The sequence below is a fragment of the Enterococcus durans genome (assembly GCF_002277935.1).
GTDB classification, from domain to species: Bacteria; Bacillota; Bacilli; order Lactobacillales; family Enterococcaceae; genus Enterococcus_B; species Enterococcus_B durans.
In genome coordinates this window covers 2,107,171-2,126,210 of the sequence record NZ_CP022930.1, presented here as the reverse complement: position 1 = coordinate 2,126,210, position 19,040 = coordinate 2,107,171, and the positions used below count along the sequence as shown (strand labels likewise).

Genomic DNA, 19,040 nt, shown 5'->3' with positions numbered 1-19,040 from the left:
ATGTTATTTTATAGCTGAGTATCTTTCACATTTTATCATAAATTGTTTCGATATTAAATACTAACCCCTGTTTTTGGCAGTTCCTTGATAATTTTGTTTCCCATTATCCCGCGTGTATTGGATACATTAATCTATACGTTAATCTAGTTCACTTTTTCTTTTTCAGCAACTATGAGATATCTTTTATTTCTGACAACTGATTATTCTTTAGTTGTAATACTGTATCAAATGAGTGAATAAACGCATGATTTTCAGAGTGTGTGACTACAATTACAATTTTATCAGTAATCTCATTTATAATGGTTGAAATCAGATTTTCATTTTCTTGATCCAAACCAGATGTAGGCTCGTCAAATATGAATACATCTGCATCTGAATAAATTCCTCGTGCAATGTCCAACCGTCGCTCTTCTCCACCACTAAGTTTATTTTCTGAACTTAAGTAAAGAGGTTCATTATTATTGTTAGAAATATACTTATTCAAACCTGTCTTTCTTAATGATTCTTTTAACAATACTTCATCAGCCGTTTGGAATAATGTGACATTTTCGACAAATGTACCTTCAAAAATAGCAGTTTTCTGTGGGATATACGCAATCTGATCAAATAAACTACTTCTTTTTATTGTGTTAATCTCAGTTTCATTCATTCGTATCTTACCCACTGCGGGTTGTCTGATCCCCATAAGTAGCTCAAGTAACGTACTTTTCCCGGAACCACTTTTTCCTTTTATGGCATACGTTTTTCCCCGATTAAACACATAATTTATATCGGTTAGGATGCTTTGTTTATAGCCAAATGAAACATGTTCTAGGCTGATATTTTGAATATTCGAAATTTCATTGACACGCGTGATTTCTTGTTTGTCCTCATTGATAATTGATAAGAGTTGATCTGCGATTGGTTTACTTGAAGTAATTTCAGTATAACACGTTGAAAAAGCTTGGATTGGACCGGCAATCGTTCCCATCAATGTCGTCATAGCAATTAGTTCTGGTAATGTTGCTCGATTAGTCAATACAAAGAACCCTCCCACGATCCATGTTCCTGAATAAACAATACTTCCTAAGCCATAGATGATCGTGAAGGTCTTGCCCTGTGAGGATTCAAAGTCGATTGCTGCAGTCTTAGTTTCATTGCTACTAGTTGTCAATCGATTCTTAAAACGAGTTGTTGCATTGCTCATTTTAATGAACGGAAGGTTCATTGAGAACTCTTCAAATTTTTTTAAATAACTATTCTTTTTTTTCTGCCAATTTGAACGTTTTCCTTTTAAGACATGTTTACTCAATATTGGACTAACTAATGGGATAAAAGCCAATAAAATCATTACACTTGCTAATAACCCATTGACAAGGAATGATGAGAACAGGGCAAAAACAAATACTGCAATAACTTGTACTGAGTAGACCAGTTGTCTTAAAAAATTCATTTCAACGATCTGTAAGTCATTGGTAACATGGGCCACTCTAGTTGAAGAGGGCTCTTCTATATTCTTTTTTAAGTCATCTTCCATGTAATGATCAATCAAGTCATCTCTTAGCGAATCCATGATGGATTGGACAAGTCGAGTTGAGGTAAGTCTGGATAAATAATCCGAAATCACTTCAACAAAGAAATAAATAAGGGCAATGACCGCGATCTTGATGAAGTGATCCATCTCTCCTTTGGTGGCTGCATCGGATAACAGTTGATAAATGAACGCAATACAAACTGTCATAAAAGAAGCAAAGATGGCTGCAAGCAGATAAGCAATTGTTAAATATTTGTGATTCAAAAAATAGTTTTTCATAAAGGCCTCCATTTTTCACTACTAATAGTGCTGTTGACCTAAGTAGGTAACCAATGGATTTGATCATCCTCAAGGAATATGTATCAGGAGATAGACTAGCCTGTGTGTAGTCACAACGAGTTGTCACTTTACACTCTTTGATACGATCAATCGATTAACTAGCGGTTTGAACACTATTCGTTTATTTTAGATGATAAAAAACGTTGAACAATCATTTTTATCCCTCCTGCAGAAGTCAAATTTTTCTGATATTAGTATCTATACTATCCTAGTACTAAGGCTGTGGTGGAAGCTTCTTTACTTTTACCACACCTCCTTCTTAATTATAGTACAGACCATTGAAGATTTATATACATTGATAATTATCATACAAAAATAATCCTATTTAAGAATTAATATACATTTTTTAAAATACATACAAAAGCAGAAAAACAAGAAACTTTCAGGTAAATTCGTATATATTCCTTAAACAAATAGTTGAAATTTTTTGACAACGTTTACAAAAAGGCGGATGATGAGTAAAAGAAAGGAGCTGTTGAAAATGAATAGTATGGTTTTTGTTAATTTTCCAGTGGAGAATGTGGATGCTTCTGTCGCTTTCTATGAAAAATTAGGTTTTACAAAAAACGAGGAATTTTCAAATGAACAGGCGAGTTCGATGGTTTGGGATGATACCTTTTGGATCATGCTACTTTCTCACGATTTTTATAAAAAGTTCTTGAAAGATAAAGAAATTGCAGACAATCACAAATCTAGTGGGGCCTTGATTTCGTTTAGTGTAGAAAATGCAGATGCTGTCAAAGAATTTGCAGAAATTGCAAAAGCAAACGGCGGTAACTATCATGCAGTCGATATGGGGATACCAGAGGAAGAAATGTTCTCCCTGGAAGTCCAAGACTTAGATGGAAACACTTTAGAACCAGTTTGGATGAAGATGCCTTAACAAAAAAGCTCTCATAGCGAGCGACACGAGCAAAAAAAGTGTAACAATATCTTTTACTGTGTTCATTCGCATATTGAGAGTTTTTTAATTTTTATTCAATAATATATATTTAATTTTTTGATTTTTACCAGTCAAAGGATAATGCAACTATTCTAAACGTCCTCTCCGAAAAGTAAATCAAGTAACCCTTCCGTACTAAAATGAGTGATATACTCTAAAACATTGACCTCATTCAGCTTAGTTTTAAGCGATTCATATAGAAATGGCTGACCTTTAAGAACCTCTTCAAGCTCTCTGATATTCTTTTGTCCAAAAAAATCGCCGAAAAAACGGATATCTGTGATTTTCCCTTTTTTTGTTGCTAAACGGATGTCGATGATCCCTATTGCTGGAATGCGTGTACGACGAGTCAAAGTGAACACTGGTGTCTCACCGTAGATCCACTCATCATTGCCGTAGCGGTCATTCACTAATTCGCTGATTTTTTGCTTATCTGCAGAAGTCAGTACTAATTTTTTATCTTCAATTTCAGCTAAATCAGTGACATGATAAAGTTCTTTTAAAAGCGCATCACGGAAATCTTCAATATGCACATATTGGAATTCAGGACTTAAGTATGGCTTGATGTTTGTGACGCTTTTCCGTACTGATTTCGTTGCTTTGGACTCTATCTTTTCTTTTGAGACTGTCAATATCTTATCTAATACAGATAAATCCACATCATACATCAATGTTCCATGGGAATATAACCGATTCTTTTTCGTATACATTGCATTACCTGAAAATTTCATACCATCAACATACAGGTCATTGCGTCCACTAGCTTCAACAGTTGTTGCGCCCATGTTTTTTAACGCTTGTACAATAGGTGAGGTAACAGTTTTATATTCGCCAAATACTGTCTGATCTTTCTTTGTGACAAAGCTGAAACTAAGATTCCCAAGATCATCATACACCGCTCCGCCGCCAGAAGTTCGCCGTGTGATCGTGATTTTTTTCTGTTGTACGTAAGTTTGATTGATTTCCTCGTAAACATTTTGATTTCTGCCGATGATCACACATGGTTCCTGAATGTATAACAGCAATAATGGTTCGTTGCCAGCATAATGATTCATTAAGTATTCTTCAGTGGCTAAATTTTTACGGATATCTCGACTTTCCATGATATGGTACCGCATGAGCAACCCCTCTTATCTGATGTAATTGTTGGTTCTATCTTCTCTTTTCTCCTTCAAAATGGCAACTATTTTGACTAATTACTGTATTATTCACCTCAAATATCTGTACTAAAATTTATTTTTAGTTTAGAATAACAGTCTTGAAAGAAAGAGCGTAAAATAACTATTGGAAACAAAAATAACTCCTTCATAAATAAGTCAAAAGTCACAAAAATCTAAAAAGTGATTTTCGTTATTTTCTTCTTATTTATTGGAGTTATACACTTTTGCTCATTCGTTTTTCTCATCATATAGCCAGATTCAGCTAATCCATTTTATCTCGTGTAGTGGATAATAAACGAACCGAGCTTTCCCTAAAATATCTTCTTGCGAAATCGTACCAAATGATCGACTATCTTTTGAGACCCGCCGATTATCTCCTAAAACAAAATAGCTATTCTCTGGCAATTTTTTTTGATTGATCAATTCTTCTAAAGTAAAATCTGTCGTATACGGTAAACTTTCATGGTCTGTTTTGATATTTTTTGTCAAAAAAGGTTCTTTGACTATTTTTCCATTTACTCGTAACTGATCATTTTCGTAGCTGATTGTTTCACCAGGTAAGCCAATCACTCGTTTGATGTAAATCGTTCCATCTGCCAATTGAAAAACAACAACGTCGAACCGTTTAATTGTTGAAAATTTTTCCATTACTACCATATCGCCTTGCTTCAGTATGTTCTCCATTGAATTTCCTTCAACTGGAACTGGAATCAGAACAAATCCTCTGATGATGAATACAATAAAAATGGAGCAGAGGACATATTTAAATACAAGCCAAAAACGGTCTATATATTGTTGTTTTTTTGTCAATATCCATCAATCCATCCTTTAATTTTTTCCTTCTTTCTCCATTATAGAAAATCTAACCAAAAAATGCGACTAGCTGAGTAGCTTTTTTAAATTTTTAACAAATTGTGATCAGTCGCATTTTTTTACTTTTATGCGTCCTCATTTGAAAACACTATCTTTACAAAAAAAGAGCGCTAGGCAAAAGTAAGGAATGCTTTTGCCTCACACTCAAAACACGCTTAAACGACAGAAACAAAAAGCATCTCTTGCTAGAAAGTTGCACACTTTTTTGTTCCCGTCTCTTTTTACAAATGATTCAAAAACATCCGCAAGATGTCCAGTTACAATAACCAATGCGATGTTCATGCGACCCAAAGAGCTCATCCAATTATCTACGCAGACAACCTGCTCAATGACTATTTTCTAAATATTTTTCCCATACTTCATCAAAAATATCCATTGAAGGTAGGTAATCAACATTCAATTCTAAGTAATCTGAAATTTCTTCGTAGCTTGTACTGTGTTTTGGGAATTGAATATCCTTCCCAGCATCGGTTGCAAAAGAGGAGATCATATCCGTATGTTTTCCTCCACGTAGTGTCATCAAATAATGGTAAAAGCTTCGGTTCACTCTTTTTCCTCCCAGTTATCTTTTATGAATGCTGCTCTTCTTGCATGGTTTCGTTCATAATTTTCAGGATTTCTTTTATAGTAATCTTGGTGTTCATCCTCTGCTAAATAAAAAGGCTTCGCAGATTCGATCATGGTAACAATTGGTTCATCAAATCGTCCACTTTCAGCTAATTTTTGCTTACTTTTTTCAGCAATCACACGCTGCTCCTCTGTAGTATAGAAAATAACAGGTCGATAATTTTCTCCTCGGTCTTCAAATTGTCCGAATGCATCCGTGGGGTCCGTTTGTTGCCAATAGATTTCCAACAATTCTTCATACGTGATCTTTTTCGGATCATAGATGATCTCTACTGCCTCTGTATGCCCTGTTGTCTTAGCCTTTACTTGTTCATAGCTTGGATTTTGGACATGACCTCCTGTATAGCCTGACATGATCGTGTGGATTCCCGGTAATGTATCAAAGGGTTGGATCATACACCAAAAACATCCACCAGCGAAAATAGCTCGTTCCATTTCAATTCCCCCTAAAAATCATTATTGTTTGCTACTCTGTGTTGTACTTTTACTATCAGTTGTTTTTTCATTCGTTGATTCTTTTGTTGATTTTTGCTTCGTATCTTTAGGAAGGTATAAGCTAAAACGAATGTCATCATTGACCAGATCGATTTTGTTCGCTTTGATATACATACCATTTTGCATACGGAACTGATCTAAACGAAGCATGATCGTTAGTTCGTCCGTGTTGATTTCGATCCAATCAGGTAATTTGTAATTACGTTTGATCATATTCATGACATCTTTGATCGGCAAGCTGAGTGTCCCGATTGAAAGGCTTCGAGCTTTTAACTGGACGTTCCCATTTTCCATCACATAAGGATCAAAATAAAGATAAAAATTGATTGGAAAACCAAGTACTTCAAACGTACCGTTCAACATTGCTTCATTTTCTAAATAAAATTTATACTGGATATCTTGATCTTTTTGATAGTCAGATAAAAAGAAGCTGATCATCTGATTGACTTTTTCTTTATTCGTATTGATCGTTAAGACTGGATCACCTTGTCGTTCAGTGATTTCCGGTACTTTGGCAAACTCAGGCTCTCGATTAGCAAAAATCCGAGTACCTAAAAATATAGACGAACCGAGTACGATTCCTAAAAGGATCAAGAAAGCGAATTTCCAGTAATTCTTCTTTTTTGATTCCGTTGATACATCTTTTGAGCGTTTTTCCATCGCTACTTATCCTCCTTTGGCAGCCATTGTTCTTGCGTTTCTATCAATTTATCACGAACAGCATTTGCCATTAACTGATAGCCTAGATTATTGGGATGGAAATGATCCTCTTCATATAGCACATTATTCTTTGTGCCAGAAGAAGATTCACCTGTGCTAGATTGGGTCGTTCCTTCTTCAGCCACTCCAACTTCCTGATTCAATCCTTGGTAGAGCAGATCATTGATTGGGATGAAATAGCAATCTTTAGAATCTTTAGTAACTTTTTCTGTACTAGCATTCCAGTTGTCCACAATTGTTTGCATATCCGTTATTTCTGGGAAATTCAAATAGAACGGATTATAGATACCAAGCACGTATATCGGTGCGTGTGCATTGAGAGATCTGATTTCTTCGATCAATTTTGTTACATTTTCTTGGTATTTTTTCATTGGCTTCTTGAACGAATTGATGCTGATTCCAAAAAGATCATTTTGGATGACCTTCATCAAATCATTTCCACCTACTGTCAATGTAATAAAATCTGCAGATTCGATATTTTTTTGGATTGCTTCTTTTTTCTTCACTCTTTTTAGGATCTGGTCGCTTCGTTCACCATTTACTCCATAGTTTTCGATTTCAACAGCTGTCAAATCATATCGATCTTGCAAATCATTTGCAACCAATGGAACGAAACCACCTTGTTTCGTTTGATCGCCGATTCCTTCGGTTAAGGAATCACCGATTGCTACATAATGGATCTTTTCCTTGTGATCTGTCGCCTTATTAGCAGTTGCTGCTGGTTTTAACAAAGGCGCCGCTTTTGGGACCGATAACGATAATCCCGCAAAAACGATAACGGCAATCAGTAGCGGGAACAAAACGAGCAATACCTGTCGTTTTGTAAATTTCATTCTTTTCACCTCATATTATTCGATTGTTTCTTATGTTATCAAACTTTCCACTAAAAAAGTAGTAATTACGAAAAAAATAAATAATTTTTCCAAAAGAAAAAGAAAAAGGATAAGACAATGGACCGGCCACTGTCTTATCCTCTCAAATTAAACTAATCGACGTAATACATGATCGCAAAGGCGTTTTTACCTGTATGCGTAGCAATAACCGGATTTGTGTGCAAAACGGGGATATTCATATCTGGGAATAATTCTTGCAGCCCTTCCTTAAACTCTTGAGCGAGTTCCGCGGCATCAGCATGTGAGATACCGATTTGTCGAACATTTGGTAAAGCTTTTAGTTCTTTTTTCAAATTGTTGAACCATTTATCAAATGTCTTTTTGCCTCTGCCTTTTGCAACTGGGATCAATTCACCATGGGTAAAATTCATGACAACGCGGATATTCAAGACACTAGAAAGTAGCCCAGTGGTCCGACTGATCCTGCCACCCTTGACCAAATTATCTAAAGTAGATATTCCAATATAAAGTGTTGTATTTTCTTGTACTTTTTGGACTTCTTTTAGAATTTCTTCTGCCGATTTTCCTTCTTTTGCTAATTCAGCTGCTCGGATAACTTGGAAAGACAGCCCTTGGTCGGTGGTGTCGCTATCGATCACCGTTACTTTTGTTTTTGTTAGATTACTTGCTTGGCGAGCAGCTTCAACAGTTCCACTTAATCCTTTTGTCATATGGATCGAAATGACTTCGCTGCCATCTTCTCCAAGAGAATCATACATCGAAATAAACTCCCCAATTGGTGGCTGACTCGTTTTTGGCAATGACTTTGCTTGTGCCATCATTTCCATAAACTTTTCTCCACTTAACTGATCATCATCAGGATAAACCACACCGTCGATCATTATCGCTAACGGCATCACGTGGATATCTAAATTATCTCGCACACTTTTTTCGATTGTACAAGAAGAATCTGTTACGATTTTTACGTTTGTCATTCTATCTCACTCTTCCTTTAACAAGATGCCTTCTTCGTGGTAAACTAAAATAAAGGCAATTACTCTTTTTAGTATAACAGACAAGTCTGGTTTTTTCATTAAATACATTCGGGAAGGAGCCGTTTTCATGGAAAACACAAAATTCAATCGTACCTATCGTATTTTAAACGAAGTCTTCAATGCTGTCACACATGGTATCGGAACTGGGCTAAGTATTGCTGGTTTAGCGATTCTTTTAGTGAAGGGTGCTAGACTCCATTCATCCGTCCATGTCGTCTCCTATGCCATTTATGGCTCTATGATGATTTTGCTATTTTTGACTTCTACCTTGTTTCATGCGCTGATTTTTACGAAGGCAAAAACAGTCTTTCAAGTACTGGATCACAGCACGATTTTTCTGTTGATTGCTGGTAGTTATACTCCTTTTTGTTTGATCAGTATCCGTGGCTGGCTAGGTTGGACTTTGTTTGGGGCCATCTGGCTATTTGCGATTTTGGGGATCATTTATAAATCATTGACCCTTCATAAACAACAGCGAGTCTCAAAAATCTCCACGCTTATTTATATTTTGATGGGATGGCTCTGTGTAGTGGCAGCGGGTCCTTTGTACCACTCGTTAAGTCTAACTGGGGTGATTTTGCTAGTTGCTGGCGGTCTCTCCTATACCATTGGTGCCTTTTTTTATAGTTTGCATTCCATTCGTTTTATGCATGTGGTGTGGCATCTCTTTGTTATGTTAGGTGCTGGTTTTATTTACTTTTCAGTCTTGTTTTATACCTAAAAAAAGAGACCGAAACAGAAGTAGTGAACTCTGTGAAAGTCACTTTCTGTTTCGGTCGTATATTCATGCTTGAGTGTGAGGCAAAAGTATTCTTTACTTTTGCCTCACACTCATCTTTTTTATTCAGGAGACTCTTCTGATTGGTTTTCTTTTCTTTGATAGGTTTCAAATTGGTGATTGTAACGATTTTTTTCATCTGTTTCTCCTTGACTGACATTGATCATTGACCAATCCTCCCAGTCAAGCGTAGGAAAGTAGCTATCGCCTTCGAACGTGTGATGGATCACTGTACGATAAAGGACTGTACAAAAAGGGAGAAATTCCTTGTAAATCGTTGATCCTCCAGCAATAAAAATAATTCCATCCGTTTCCTTCTCATACGCTAACACTTCGTCTATACTATGCATCACCATTACACCTTCTGCTGTATAATCCCGATTGTGCGTCAATACAATCGTGTGACGATTTGACAGCGGACGACTCCCCATTCCTTCAAACGTTTTTCTGCCCATGACCAGAGTGTTCGATTCAGTCATTTGTTTGAAGAATTTCAGATCGTTGGGTAATCGCCAAGGTAGCTTATTCTCTTTTCCAATCAAACCATTCTCATCTTGTGCCCAGATTGCAGCTAACATACGCTCATCCTCTCTATCTTATACTGCGATAGGTGCTTTGATAGAAGGATGTGGATCATATCCTTCTACTTTGATATCTTCCATATCAAAATCAAAAACAGAGGCTTTTTCTGTGTTCAACTTCAATGTAGGAAATGCACGAACCTCGCGTGATAATTGTTCTTTCATTTGCTCGACATGATTGGAATACAAGTGTGCATCGCCTAAAGTATGGATGAATTCTCCGACTTCTAGACCTGTTTCATGTGCGATCAGATGTGTCAATAACGCATAACTTGCAATATTGAATGGTACGCCTAAAAAGACATCGCCACTCCGTTGGTATAACTGACAGCTGAGACGACCGTCAGCAACGTAGAACTGAAACATTGTATGACACGGTGGTAATGCCATACTTGGTACGTCTTCTGGATTCCATGCTGAAACGATCAAACGTCTTGAATCGGGTGTTTTTTTGATTGATTCAATCACTTCTTTGATTTGATCAATGAAGCCCCCTTCTTTTGTTTCCCAATGACGCCATTGATATCCATAGATGTGTCCAAGATCGCCAAATTTTCTAGCAAAGGCATCGTCAGTCAAGACTTTTTCACAAAATAGCTGATGTTGTTCTTTGTATTGCTCGTTGAATACTGGATCAGTCAAACTGCGGTGACCAAAGTCTGTCATGTCAGGACCTTGATATTCGTCGCTTTTGACATAACGTTCAAATGCCCACTCATCCCAAATGTGATTATTGTTTTGCAACAGAAAACGGATATTCGTATCTCCTTTTAAAAACCACAGCAATTCACTTTTGATCAATCCGAAAGGAACACGTTTAGTCGTCAGTAATGGAAAGCCTTTTTGCAGATCAAACCGCATTTGGTACCCAAATATGCTCCGTGTACCTGTACCCGTACGATCGCCTTTTTCATGTCCTTCTTCGAGTAGTTTTCTTCCTAAATCGAGATATGCTTGCTCCATGTTACTCCTCCTATTCTTCTGCCCATTCACTTAGGTATTCCCATCGTGCCATCTTTTCTTCTAGTTTACTTTCAGTCTGTGAAACCTCTGTTTGCAACTCCTGCAAGCGAGTAAAATCATCTCCTTGATGATTCATTTCTTCTTGAAGTTGGTCGATCTTTTCTTCAAGTACAGCGATCTCATCTTCAATCGTTTCCCATTCTTTTTGTTCCATATAAGAAAGCTTCTTTTTCGTTGCCGCTTCTTTTACTGGTTCTATTTTTCTTTTTGTTTTGTCACTTGTTTGCTCTGCTTCTTTTTGTTTGCTCAAGTAGCTCGACATATTTCCATAATATAATACTTGTCTTGCATCTCCTTGGAACACCAACAGTTTTTCTGCAACTTTATCTAAGAAATAACGGTCATGGGAAACTGTGATCACAGCTCCTGGGAAACTTCTAAAATAATCTTCTAAAATCGTTAAAGTCGCAATATCCAAATCATTCGTTGGTTCATCTAAAAGCAACACATTCGGTTGTTGGATCAATAATTTCAACAAATACAAGCGACGTTTTTCGCCACCAGAAAGTTTCTTGATCAACGTTCCATGCATAAATCGTGGAAACAAAAATCGTTCGAGTAATTCTGCTACACCGATCTGCGTACCATCCGCCGTTTGTGCTTCCTCTGCCGCTTCCTGTAAATAAGCAATCATCCGTTTTTCAGGATTCATTTCTTCATTTTCCTGCGTGTAGTAAGCGAAACGTACTGTTTCTCCTACCGACAGTGTTCCTTTGTCTAATGGGATACGACCTGCTAAGATATTCAGTAATGTTGATTTTCCAGCACCGTTTTTCCCAGTAATACCTAGTCGTTCCTTTGATTGGATCAATAACTCAAAATGATCCAATAGCTGTTTGCCATCAATAGCATAGCTACCGTCTTTTATTTCTAATACTTTTTTCCCTAAACGTTTTGTTGCGATATTCAACTCAAGATCTTCTTCGTGATTCACTTGATAGAGATTTTCTTTGAGGTCCTCAAATCGATTGATCCGTGCCTGCTGTTTTGTTCCCCTTGCTTGTACTCCAGCACGCATCCAAGCTAATTCCTGTTTGTAAAGACGTTTTCGTTTTTCTTCCTGCTCAACTTCCACGCGGTCTCTTTCTGCCTTTTCTAGTACATAGGCTTCATAATTTCCTTTGTATTCGTGGAGTTTTCCAAACGCAAGTTCAAAGATTCGATTTGTCACGCGGTCTAGGAAATAACGATCATGTGTGACCATCAGCAATGCGCCGCGGTATTGTCTAAGATAATTTTCTAACCATTCGATTGCTTCATAATCAAGATGGTTCGTTGGTTCATCTAATAATAGTAAATCAGGTTCATCGATTAACACTTGAGCTAAACTTACGCGTTTCTTTTGCCCACCAGAAAGTTCACCGATTTTTTTCTCTAATTCACTGATGCCTAATTTCTGTAAAATGATTTTAGCATTTGTATCAGTCGTCCAAGCATCTTCTTTGTTCATCTGTTCTTCGGCTTTTGAGTAACGTTTTTGGATTGCTGGATCATCCCCATTTGCAGACAGAGCAATCAGCGCCTCTTCGTATTCTCTTACTACACGGATCATCGGGCTATTCCCTTGAAAAACAGCTTGTAGCACCGTTAAACCTTCATCCAATGCTGATGCTTGTGAAAGATAACCAATTCGGTAATCATTCGGATAAAAAACAGTCTGACGATCTCCGTCACCTGTATCGATTCCCGCTAAAATATTTAATAGACTTGTTTTCCCAGTCCCATTTGTCCCAATCAGACCAATACGATCTTTTTCATGGATCAAAAAGGAGATTCCATCGAACAAATCTTTTTCTCCATAAGTTTTTTTGAGGTCAGTTACTTTTAATTCTTTCAATACATTCCCTCCTCGTCTTGGACATTGTATCATAAACAATTTGTTTTTAGATATGTTTTTCTAATAAAAAGGAGCGGTCGAGACAGAAATATTTCACGCCAAGAAATAAAAAAGGATTCATGGAAATCGCTTTTCAAGTATTTGTGAATTTCCATTTATTTTCCGATGGAGTAGCTCTTTGCTCTTCCAGTTTTGTCTAGATCGTAGTATAAAAAACAGCGAATAGCCGAAAGAAAGTTTTCAACTATTCGCTGCTAATCAACGAATTCATTTTTCATTGCTATCGTTCATTTCTGCTTCAGATAAAGGTTTTCTCCTCTTTCTTAAAGCAAATCTAAACGAAAAATTATCGGTTGGTTTATTCATTGTATAGGATTCTAATAAGTTGATATTTTTACGGTAAATGTTCGCAGAAAATGTCGTTATCTTTTCTGCTTCTTCATACTCATCAACGATTTTACGTTCAAGGTAATAGCCTCGCAGCATTCTTTTCGAAAACAGACTATCTTGTTGGATCAGCCACGCTGAAATAAGATTTCCTGAAACCATTTTGATTCCTTGGATTTTTCTTTGTTGAATAAAAAAATCAACCATTGTTTCATCGTAAACATCTGTTAAGTTTTCTAAACTTTCAATGATCAATTGTGTATTTTTTTGATAGGTATTTCGGATTTCCTGTATATCTTTTTCTGAAATAAATGTTTGTCGATCAGAATGGCGTCGTTCCCAGAACATCTTAGGATGCAAAATGATCCGGATCAATCGACGAACGAAGATAAACCAAAAACCGACGAATGAGAGAAATTGACTAGTGATCGAGTGCTCGAAGTTCGAAAGAAAACGAGAATAAAAACGATAGCCATTAGCAGAAAGCTTTCCTGAACGAAAACTTTCATCTAATCCGTCACGTTCGATCGATAGTATGAGTGCTTGGATCTCCTGTACTTCTTGTTTCTCATCGTCAGAAAGATCTGCTAAATATAAATCACGAATCCGTTCCTGATAGTTTTCGATCACCGCATCTGTCGCTAAAAATTCTTTGGAATCCTTGTCTAATTGTTTCATTTCAGATTTTAATATAGCAACAACTTCTTCTAAGATCATCAATGCATTCAGATCCGTGCTTTTCGCTTCTTCTGTTTCAGTCAACATTGGTAACACAACGATACCCACGATCAGAGTAACCAAGATCACTCCGGCGGTCAAAAACAAAAGTAACGATCGTTGGTAGAACATCATGTTATTGATCGAAAAAGGTAGGATAAAGATCGTTGCTAAACTCACTGTTCCTTTTACTCCACCAAACGTCAAGATCAATATTTCATTCAATTGTTTTTTACAATTTTCAAAACCATCTTTGAAGATATAAAAGAGGCTGATCGATACAAAACGGATCACAAACAAGATAACAGAAATCAACAAAATCGTTGCTAGGAGCAAGCCGTTTGGATAGACACCATCTCCCCAAACAGGTGAAAAGACTTGTGTAAGTTCGATCCCTAGAAAAATGAACACTAACGCATTAAGGGTAAAGGCAATCGTTGTCCATGTACTATTGGATAAACTCGATAATTCTGCATCAAACACCGTGATTTTTCTAAAACCGGAAGCCTGTAGTATTCCGGCTGCCACTGCGGCAATGATTCCTGAAACATCAAATACTTCTGCTAAAACATACGCTAAAAATGGCAATAACAATTCAATCAATAAATAGCCTGTGACATCCCTAGCCGAAGCTTTCTCAATCAAGTTGATGACTTTTCTTTTGACCCAAACAAGTAAGAAACCCACAACTGCTCCGCCTATACTTGAGATCACTAAACTAAATCCAGCATGGACTGCTGAAAATGAACCGGTGATCAAAGCAGCTAACGCAAATTGAAACGCGGTAACGCCAGATGCGTCATTCAACAATCCTTCGCCTTCCAAAATGTGCATCGCCTTTTTAGGGATATTTACTCGTCCAGACAATGAGCTGACTGCTACAGCATCGGTCGGGCCGAGTGCTGCACCAAAAGCAAAACAAGCGGCAATCGGGACACTTGGTAATAGAAAAGATAAGGTCACTCCAACTCCGACCAGTGTCAAAATCACACCACCGAAAGCTAAAAACAAAATCGTATCGAAGTTTTTAAGTATCGAGGAGATATCTGCTTTTTCACCTTCTCTAAATAGCAATGGGGCAATGATCATGACCAGAAATAATTCCGGTTCAAAATTGATGGATTGCCCCCATTTAGTCAAGCCTAAGACAATTCCTAGGAATATTTGTATCAGTGGAGCTGGAATCATTGGTAAGATGCGGCTAGCTATATTAGATAGCGTAATCGTTACTGCAAATACAATAACTAACTCTGCAAATTCCATGGTCCATCCCCTTTATTTTTTATTTTGAGCAAGTACCTTCAGAAATTGTTCTTTCTTTTTCAATATTTTATTTTCTACCGCTTCGACTTGAATCGCATTTCCTTCCAGTTCACACTGTACGCGTTTGGATTCCAAACGCAATAGATCATGTTTCAAGCGCTCTAACTGGCGGTACATGAGTATATTTCTTTTACGTAGCTTACAAAGAATTTGACGACGATCTTCCATTGAAAACACGCCGTAACGATCATACAACAATTTTTTTTGTTGTTCAAAACTCTCTCTCATTTTTAAGATCTCCTATATACAAACTTTTACCATTATAACAAAAGCTAGTGTAAATGAAAAACAACCAAGTTTCTCTTAAGCTATTCTATACTTTTAGCTGTTCATAAGTTTGCTTCAATTTCCGAAGCTTATTCTATTCCAAAAAACATAAAATAGCAAGTACAGAAAAAAGCCAAGAAAATGGACATTTATACGCGACTGTCCTCCCCTTCTTGGCTTATGATCGTCCGGCTCACATGACGGATCTATTCAAAAAATTCTCCATAAACATCATCTACTCGTTGCTCTGGATTGATTACGATATAAAGATTGCCTGTTTTTTCACTGATTTTTGTTGATTGATATTGATTATCTAGACCTTCTGTTCCTTTATCAAGGTATGGGAAATAAACAAGGTCTGGCGTACCATTACGGTATAGGATTTCCATGCGTTCGATATCTTCATATTTCAATGCGCGATTGAACATTCCCATCTCAAGTCCGCCCAAATTGATATCATGCGTTGCCACTGAATCCCCTTCATGGAAGATTTCGATTTTAAATCCAGCACATGGATGGATCTCCATGAACTCACTGCCGTTGATCCGACCAAAGCTAGTTGTAATTTGTTTGATCCACAAGTCCCCGATATGGCGACGGTTGATTGTCCAAGTTTCGCCGTTTCGGAAATAAAATTTTAGCGCTGTCATTTCTTTACTCATTAAAAAATCCCCTTTTTGACGTCATTTATTCTGGTTCATCTTTAGTTTAGCATAAACATCGCTTCATGGTCACATCTAACGTTTTTTTACCAGAAAATCCTCTACGGGAATGAGGCTGGGATAGAAGTGTTTAACTCCGAGAAATAAGAAGAAATCAACGAAAATTGCTTTTCAAATTTTTGTGGATTTCGGCTTATTTAAGAAGGAGTTGCTTTTGCTCCCACCGTTTATTCGTTTTTAAAGAATGAGACAAAAGTGTTTCTTACTTTTGTCCCACACTCGTGAGCAATACCTTTGAATTGTCAGATTCCTATATTTTGCTCTTTTAAATAAACAAGTAGTTCATCTTTATCGTTAGCAACTGCTCCTGTAATAACGCCAAGTTCAGCTAATTGCAACGCTTCACTTACCCATTTTCCAGGCTTTTTTTGACTTGTTTCTAACAATAGATTTCCATCAATAGAAAGTTCACTTAACGATTTGATAGGAAGCTTGTCATAATTTGCCGCCACTTGCTGCAACTCAGGTGTTTCAGCAAAATAGCCGATCAGCTCCTCTACGTTCAAAGCGGATTCTCTTCCCAAACGGTATAAATCAAGTGCCTCTAAAAAGTGCTGTTTACGTTGTTTCAATCCATATACTAATAACTGGACCTCTTTGATCATCTGATTGGAACATTTCCATTGTTTTAAAAATGAACGGATTTCTTTTTCTTCAAGACCTAATTGATCGATCAGCAATGTCCATGCCTGACTTTCTGTTCTCAACGGTTTTTTAGGTAAATCAGCGAAACGCAATAATGCTTCCCCATATTCCTTCAATCCTGGACAATAAACGTAGCATTCTGTTTCAACAAAGGCACGAAGTCCTGCCGAACGCTCTTGTCCTAGCAACATCTTGACAAACTCGACATTGATACGTTCTACAGAGATTTTTTCTAATAGATGATGGTTTTCTTGGATTGCTAGCGCCGTCTCTGCCTCAAGTTCGAATCCTAACTGGCTAACAAATCTCAAGCCACGCATCATGCGCAACGCATCTTCATGGAATCGTTCATGGGGGTTTCCCACAGCTCGAAGGACCTGGTTCTCTAAATCAGATAGTCCGTCAAACAGATCAATGATTTGTCCATCTTCCTTTAAAGCAAATGCATTGATGGTAAAATCCCGTCGCTTGAGATCTTCTTCCAATGAACGGACAAATTCAACACTATCAGGTCTTCTATAGTCCTGATACGTCGATTCCGTACGAAAGGTGGTGATTTCGTATTGCTCATCGTCAACTAGAGCCAACACTGTGCCATGTTCGATACCAATATCGATTGTTTTCGGGAAAAGTTGTTTGATTTCTTCTGGAAATGCGCTTGTAGCGATATCCACATCATGAATGTTTTGTTTCAAAAGGGTATCTCTGACACTTCCTCCCACAAAATATGCTTCAAAACCTGCATTCTCTAGTTTTTTCAATACTGGGATGGCTTTTTCATACTCCTGTGGTAATTCTTTTAATTTCATCATTTTCCCTCTTCCGTGTCTCTTATTTCTCTTCATTTCGTTCAAATCGATCATGATCTCGCTGATTGAATTTCGCCATATTCTTTTCAAAGATCTCCGTTAGATCTATTTCTAAAGAATTCGCCATGATCATCGTCACAAATAATACATCTCCTAATTCTTCCGCAACAGAATTGTCAGGTTCAGAGGCCTTTTTACTTTTTTCTCCATATGTATGGTTCACTTCTCGTGCTAGTTCGCCTACTTCTTCGGTTAATCGAGCCATCTGCGCCAGCGGTGAAAAATAGCCCACCTTGAATTGTTGGATATAGTCATCTACTTCTTTTTGCATACTTTTTAATGAACGTTCGTCACTCATCTGTTTCACCTCACACACTATCTTACCAAAATTTTCTGTCAAATCCTAGGCAAGAGCAATTGTGAAAATGAATATTCCATGCTACATTATGTAAGGAAATGTAAAAAGTTGAAATATTTTGAAAAATTAATCATTTGAAAGTAGGGATTTGATGACTTCATTAAAAACAATCAAAGAGATAGTGCTTATCATTATCGGGACAAGCATCTATGCTTTTGGTCTAGTTTATTTGAATATCGCTAATCAATTAGCAGAAGGCGGTGTATCAGGTATCACCTTGATACTTAAAGCACTTTTTGGGATCGATCCCGCCTATTCTACCTTATTTATCAATATACCGTTGATCCTTATCGGTGGTAAGATCCTCGGTAAACGTTCCTTGGCTTACACCGTCTTAGGTACGCTCTCGCTGTCTGCATTTCTTTGGATCTGGCAACGTGTACCTTTACAGATCAATCTACAACATGATCTGCTGATCGTATCGTTACTTGCTGGATTAGTTGCTGGTATCGGTAGCGGTCTCGTTTATCGGATGGGTGGAACAACCGGTGGTAGTGACATCATCGCACGGATCTTAGAGAAAAATTATGGCATCTCCATGGGGCGTTCGCTGTTGGCGCTAGATGTCATTGTCCTACTTGCTTCCCTTTCTTATATTGATCTAAAACGAATGATGTACACCTTGATCGTCTCTTACGTATTTAGTCGAGTCATTGATTCGATTTTAGACGGTGGCTACGCTGCTAAGGGAATTTTGGTCGTATCGAATAAAAATGAAGAGATTGCCCCACTCCTTATGACAGGTTTAGAACGCGGTGTGACGTTTTTATCTGGTGAAGGTGGTTTCTCTGGACAGTCGAAGAAAATCATCTACATCGTCGTTAGTTCAAGTGAAATAACCGAAGTGAAGCGAATCATCCATGATATTGATGAAAAAGCATTTGTTTCTGTGATCAACGTCCATGAAGTAGAAGGAGAAGGGTTCACTTATCTTAAACCTCAAACAAAATTGTTGAAGCGATTATAATAACCAAA

At 37.3% G+C, this 19,040-nt stretch carries 19 protein-coding genes and 1 pseudogene; 4 read left to right on the top strand and 16 right to left on the bottom strand.

Going from position 1 to position 19,040, the window contains the following annotated elements; genetic code table 11:
- Positions 1 to 169 precede the first annotated feature (169 nt).
- Positions 170 to 1,792 (bottom strand): ATP-binding cassette domain-containing protein, encoded by a 1,623-nt coding sequence (locus tag CJZ72_RS10160; protein ID WP_081134397.1) that lies wholly within the window; start codon positions 1,790 to 1,792, stop codon positions 170 to 172.
- Between the two features lie 541 nt (positions 1,793 to 2,333).
- Between CJZ72_RS10160 and CJZ72_RS10155 the strand changes: the two genes are divergently transcribed.
- Positions 2,334 to 2,735 (top strand): VOC family protein, encoded by a 402-nt coding sequence (locus tag CJZ72_RS10155; protein ID WP_081134398.1) that lies wholly within the window; start codon positions 2,334 to 2,336, stop codon positions 2,733 to 2,735.
- Between the two features lie 152 nt (positions 2,736 to 2,887).
- Here CJZ72_RS10155 and CJZ72_RS10150 read toward each other — a convergent pair whose 3' ends face one another.
- From CJZ72_RS10150 to CJZ72_RS10120, 7 genes are all read right to left on the bottom strand, one after another.
- Positions 2,888 to 3,913 (bottom strand): lipoate--protein ligase, encoded by a 1,026-nt coding sequence (locus CJZ72_RS10150; protein WP_081134399.1) that lies wholly within the window; start codon positions 3,911 to 3,913, stop codon positions 2,888 to 2,890.
- Positions 3,914 to 4,213: 300 nt separating this feature from the next.
- The gene (lepB, locus tag CJZ72_RS10145; protein ID WP_081134400.1) at positions 4,214 to 4,765 is read right to left on the bottom strand and encodes a signal peptidase I; all 552 of its coding nucleotides are present in this window, start codon (positions 4,763 to 4,765) and stop codon (positions 4,214 to 4,216) included.
- Between the two features lie 388 nt (positions 4,766 to 5,153).
- Complete coding sequence (locus CJZ72_RS10140; RefSeq protein ID WP_005878529.1) at positions 5,154 to 5,375, bottom strand: YozE family protein; 222 nt, start codon at positions 5,373 to 5,375, stop codon at positions 5,154 to 5,156.
- Complete coding sequence (msrA, locus tag CJZ72_RS10135) at positions 5,372 to 5,890, bottom strand: peptide-methionine (S)-S-oxide reductase MsrA (RefSeq protein ID WP_081134401.1); 519 nt, start codon at positions 5,888 to 5,890, stop codon at positions 5,372 to 5,374. The genes CJZ72_RS10140 and msrA overlap by 4 nt, the downstream gene beginning before the upstream one ends.
- Positions 5,891 to 5,911: 21 nt before the next feature.
- A complete protein-coding gene (locus CJZ72_RS10130) occupies positions 5,912 to 6,610 on the bottom strand; it encodes a YpmS family protein (protein WP_005878533.1) in 699 nt (232 codons plus the stop codon).
- Between the two features lie 2 nt (positions 6,611 to 6,612).
- Positions 6,613 to 7,503 carry an SGNH/GDSL hydrolase family protein gene (locus CJZ72_RS10125; RefSeq protein ID WP_081134402.1) on the bottom strand — a complete coding sequence of 297 codons (891 nt, stop codon included), beginning with the start codon at positions 7,501 to 7,503 and terminating at the stop codon, positions 6,613 to 6,615.
- 152 nt (positions 7,504 to 7,655) lie between these two features.
- A complete protein-coding gene (locus CJZ72_RS10120) occupies positions 7,656 to 8,498 on the bottom strand; it encodes a DegV family protein (protein ID WP_005878537.1) in 843 nt (280 codons plus the stop codon).
- Positions 8,499 to 8,625: 127 nt separating this feature from the next.
- Between CJZ72_RS10120 and trhA the strand changes: the two genes are divergently transcribed.
- The gene (gene trhA, locus CJZ72_RS10115; RefSeq protein ID WP_005878539.1) at positions 8,626 to 9,279 is read left to right on the top strand and encodes a PAQR family membrane homeostasis protein TrhA; all 654 of its coding nucleotides are present in this window, start codon (positions 8,626 to 8,628) and stop codon (positions 9,277 to 9,279) included.
- Between the two features lie 119 nt (positions 9,280 to 9,398).
- Here the strand turns inward: trhA and CJZ72_RS10110 are convergent, their stop codons facing one another.
- From CJZ72_RS10110 to CJZ72_RS10085, 6 genes are all read right to left on the bottom strand, one after another.
- Positions 9,399 to 9,914, bottom strand: a complete 516-nt coding sequence (locus CJZ72_RS10110) for a dihydrofolate reductase (protein WP_095443805.1) — start codon at positions 9,912 to 9,914, stop codon at positions 9,399 to 9,401.
- Positions 9,915 to 9,932: 18 nt separating this feature from the next.
- Positions 9,933 to 10,880 carry a thymidylate synthase gene (locus CJZ72_RS10105; RefSeq protein WP_081134404.1) on the bottom strand — a complete coding sequence of 316 codons (948 nt, stop codon included), beginning with the start codon at positions 10,878 to 10,880 and terminating at the stop codon, positions 9,933 to 9,935.
- Between the two features lie 10 nt (positions 10,881 to 10,890).
- Positions 10,891 to 12,777, bottom strand: coding sequence for an ABC-F family ATP-binding cassette domain-containing protein (locus CJZ72_RS10100; RefSeq protein WP_081134405.1), 1,887 nt, complete (start codon positions 12,775 to 12,777; stop codon positions 10,891 to 10,893).
- A 267-nt stretch (positions 12,778 to 13,044) separates the two neighbouring features.
- Positions 13,045 to 15,144 (bottom strand): cation:proton antiporter, encoded by a 2,100-nt coding sequence (locus CJZ72_RS10095; RefSeq protein WP_081134406.1) that lies wholly within the window; start codon positions 15,142 to 15,144, stop codon positions 13,045 to 13,047.
- A 12-nt stretch (positions 15,145 to 15,156) separates the two neighbouring features.
- Complete coding sequence (locus CJZ72_RS10090; RefSeq protein ID WP_005878548.1) at positions 15,157 to 15,432, bottom strand: hypothetical protein; 276 nt, start codon at positions 15,430 to 15,432, stop codon at positions 15,157 to 15,159.
- Between the two features lie 245 nt (positions 15,433 to 15,677).
- Positions 15,678 to 16,133: a hypothetical protein gene (locus CJZ72_RS10085; protein ID WP_005878550.1), complete on the bottom strand. Its 456-nt coding sequence runs from the start codon at positions 16,131 to 16,133 to the stop codon at positions 15,678 to 15,680.
- Positions 16,134 to 16,257: 124 nt separating this feature from the next.
- On the opposite strand from CJZ72_RS10085, the pseudogene CJZ72_RS15290 reads away from it, so the two are divergent.
- Positions 16,258 to 16,374 (top strand): annotated as a pseudogene (locus tag CJZ72_RS15290) (DUF3788 family protein); the annotation flags it as partial.
- A 61-nt stretch (positions 16,375 to 16,435) separates the two neighbouring features.
- Here the strand turns inward: CJZ72_RS15290 and CJZ72_RS10080 are convergent.
- Both CJZ72_RS10080 and CJZ72_RS10075 read right to left on the bottom strand, forming a co-directional pair.
- Complete coding sequence (locus CJZ72_RS10080) at positions 16,436 to 17,647, bottom strand: CCA tRNA nucleotidyltransferase (protein ID WP_095443804.1); 1,212 nt, start codon at positions 17,645 to 17,647, stop codon at positions 16,436 to 16,438.
- Between the two features lie 22 nt (positions 17,648 to 17,669).
- A complete protein-coding gene (locus CJZ72_RS10075; RefSeq protein ID WP_005878553.1) occupies positions 17,670 to 18,005 on the bottom strand; it encodes a nucleotide pyrophosphohydrolase in 336 nt (111 codons plus the stop codon).
- 151 nt (positions 18,006 to 18,156) lie between these two features.
- On the opposite strand from CJZ72_RS10075, the gene CJZ72_RS10070 reads away from it, so the two are divergent.
- Complete coding sequence (locus CJZ72_RS10070; protein WP_005878555.1) at positions 18,157 to 19,032, top strand: YitT family protein; 876 nt, start codon at positions 18,157 to 18,159, stop codon at positions 19,030 to 19,032.
- The last annotated feature ends 8 nt before the right edge of the window (positions 19,033 to 19,040 follow it).